3 protein-coding genes are annotated in these 2,658 nt (G+C 64.8%); all 3 read right to left on the bottom strand.

Annotated elements, in window-relative coordinates; translation table 11 throughout:
• Positions 1 to 12: 12 nt before the first annotated feature.
• On the bottom strand, positions 13 to 216 hold the full coding sequence (locus AC1D00_RS35705) for a hypothetical protein (RefSeq protein WP_135174215.1): 204 nt from the start codon (positions 214 to 216) through the stop codon (positions 13 to 15).
• Positions 217 to 361: 145 nt separating this feature from the next.
• Complete coding sequence (locus tag AC1D00_RS35700) at positions 362 to 1,669, bottom strand: adenylate/guanylate cyclase domain-containing protein (RefSeq protein WP_477013905.1); 1,308 nt, start codon at positions 1,667 to 1,669, stop codon at positions 362 to 364.
• Positions 1,670 to 1,775: 106 nt separating this feature from the next.
• A partial coding sequence (locus tag AC1D00_RS35695) for an ABC transporter permease (protein WP_477013904.1) occupies positions 1,776 to 2,658 on the bottom strand: 883 nt, incomplete at its 5' end.

Here is a 2,658-nt window from a genome sequence, read left to right as displayed (position 1 = left end):
CTGCCGTGGTCGTCAGTACGTCGTCGTGTTGGGCAGGCAAGGCGGCCGCTTGTAGGGCGCCGTGGCATACGCGCCCTCCGCCGGAGCCCTGACGCAGTAGTCGGCCGTCGCCTCGGTTGTCGCGCGCGGTGGGGCGACGTGGCGCGCGGATGCGGCCTGGGTTTGGGTGACGGCGGCGGCGATCAGGGCGGCCGCAACAAGGGTCAGTCGGGTCATTGGCTTTCTCCGGGTGACAAACGGAAGTCGAGCTGTTTCGGCTTCCACTGTGCAAGACCCGAAAGCTAGCAGAGATATTTCATCACGCGCCTTCAACGGAACGCGACTGCGCTTCAACCAAACGCGACCCGCATTTGAACACGCGCTATCCCAGTTGAAACACCGCCACCTTCTGCTCGTAGCCGCGCACCTCGACTTCGCCGAGCGCGACGGCATCGTTGCCGTCATCGCCGAGCGCCTCGCGCACGGACGCCGAGATCAGGAGCTGCGAGCCGAACTCCTTGTTCAGCGCCTCCAGCCGCGAGGCGAAGTTCACGGTGTCGCCGATCACGGTGTATTCCTTGCGCCGGGGCGAGCCGATATTGCCGGCGACGACCTCGCCGAAATGGATGCCGATGCCGATCCGCAGCGGCCAGCTTGTCTGCGCGTTGATGTGGTCCATCGCGGTCAGCATCTCGCGGCCTGCGGCGACCGCGCGGTGCGCAGCGTCGGAGGCCTCCAGCGGCGCGCCGAACAGCGCGAGGAAGCCGTCGCCGAGAAACTTGTTCACGATGCCGCCTTGGCGATCGAGGATGTCGACGAGCACGGCAAAGGCGCCGTCGAGCCGGTCGACCACCTCCTGCGGGGTGCGCGACTGCGCCCCGGCGGTGAAGCCGCGGAAATCGACGAACATCACGGCGACGCGGCGGAGGTCGCGGGCGGCGCTCGTCCCCTCCGMCATCAGCCGCTCCACCACCTGTGGCGAGACATGCTGGCCGAACAGGTTCGTCACCCGGTCGCGCGCGGTGGCAGCCGCGATGCTCGCGGCAAATTGCCGGCGGAGCTGCGCGCCGACGGAGCCGGCGAGCACGCCGCAGACCAGAATGACCGTGCTGCGCACGGCGTGGAAGTAGATCAGGGGTTCACCGGCCTCGCTGGCCGAATTGAAATACAGCGCGACGGCCAGGAGTTCGGCTGCGGCCACAAATCCCGTGAAGGTGGACAGCCAGAAATCGAGCCGCAGCGTCGAAAGAATGACGAAGATGAAATAGACCAGGGGCAGCACGAAACCAAGCGCCTGGCTCGCACCCATGCTGCGGATCTGCAGGATCAGGATGATCGTCGGCAGCGACGTTTCGATAAAGGCGCCGATATAGCGCCTGATCACCGGCAGGTCGCGATCGAGCTTGAGGTTTCGCCTGATCTGGCTGTGGACCCAGGCCTCGAAGAGGATGAAGCCTCCCAAGAGGATGTATTCGCGGACGAGGCCCTCGGTCCCGCGCCAGACCCGGTTCACCAGAGCGGGGTCGATCAGGAAGGTTGAGGTGAGGAACAAGATCATGACGCAGCCGGTGATGATCAGTGTCCGCACCCGCAACAGCTCGGTGCGCAGCACTTCCCGCGTCAACTCGCGCTCGAAATCCTCCGACAAGGCGGCGTGCTGCCGCGCCATCCTGCTCGCAAACCTGACCATCCCATCCCCCCAGTCATTCCGGGGCGCGCGCAGCGTGAACCCGGAATCTCGAGATTCCGGGTTCGCACTTCGTGCGCCCCGGAATGACATCAAGGGACAGTTTGCCTCAATCCAGCGTGCGGCGGAAGCGCGTCACGGCGATGGTCATGGCGATCAGCATCAGGACCGCCAGCGCCAGCGCGTCATAGCGCAAATTCTCCATGGTCGCGCCCTTCAGCATGATGGCGCGGACGATGCGCAAATAATGGGTCAGCGGCAGGCCCTCGCCGACATATTGCGCCCAGGCCGGCATGCCGGCGAACGGGAACATGAAGCCGGAGAGCAGAATGCTCGGCAGGAAGAACATCATCGACATCTGCATCGCCTGGAGCTGGTTCTGCACGACGGTCGAGATCGTGTAGCCGATCGACAGGTTGGTGGTGATGAAAAGCGTCGAGAGCAGCGCCAGCAGGAACAGATTGCCGAACACGGGCACGCCGAACAGGCCGACGCCGATGCTGATGATCAGGAAGGCCTGGACGAAGCCGACCAGCACGTAAGGGATGATCTTGCCGAACATCACCTCGACCGGCTTGATCGGCATCGATAACAGGCTCTCCATGGTGCCGCGCTCGACCTCGCGCGTGACGGAGAGCGCGGTGAAGATCAGCATGGTCATGGTGAGGATGGTGCCGACGAGACCCGGCACGATGTTGAGGCTTGACGCTGCGGCCGGATTGTAGCGCGCATGCGCGCGGATCTCGAACGGCATCTCCGGGGGATCGCCGATATAGAGATCATGCTTGAGCGCGGTCTGCACGACCATGCCGAGCGAGCCGATCGCCGAGCTCGCCGCAACGGGATCGGTGGCATCGGCCGCGACCAGCAGCGCCGGCCTGTCGCCGCGCCGCACCGCGCGCTCGAAGCCGCGTSGAATCTCGACGCCGAACAGGACCTTGCCAGATTTCAGCAGATTGTCGAAATCCTCGACGTCGTGCACCTCGTAGAGG

It is taken from the genome of Bradyrhizobium sp. P2_E8, from assembly GCF_056403875.1.
The sequence above is the reverse complement of the archived record's forward strand: the minus strand, read 5'-3'. Positions and strand labels throughout refer to the sequence as shown.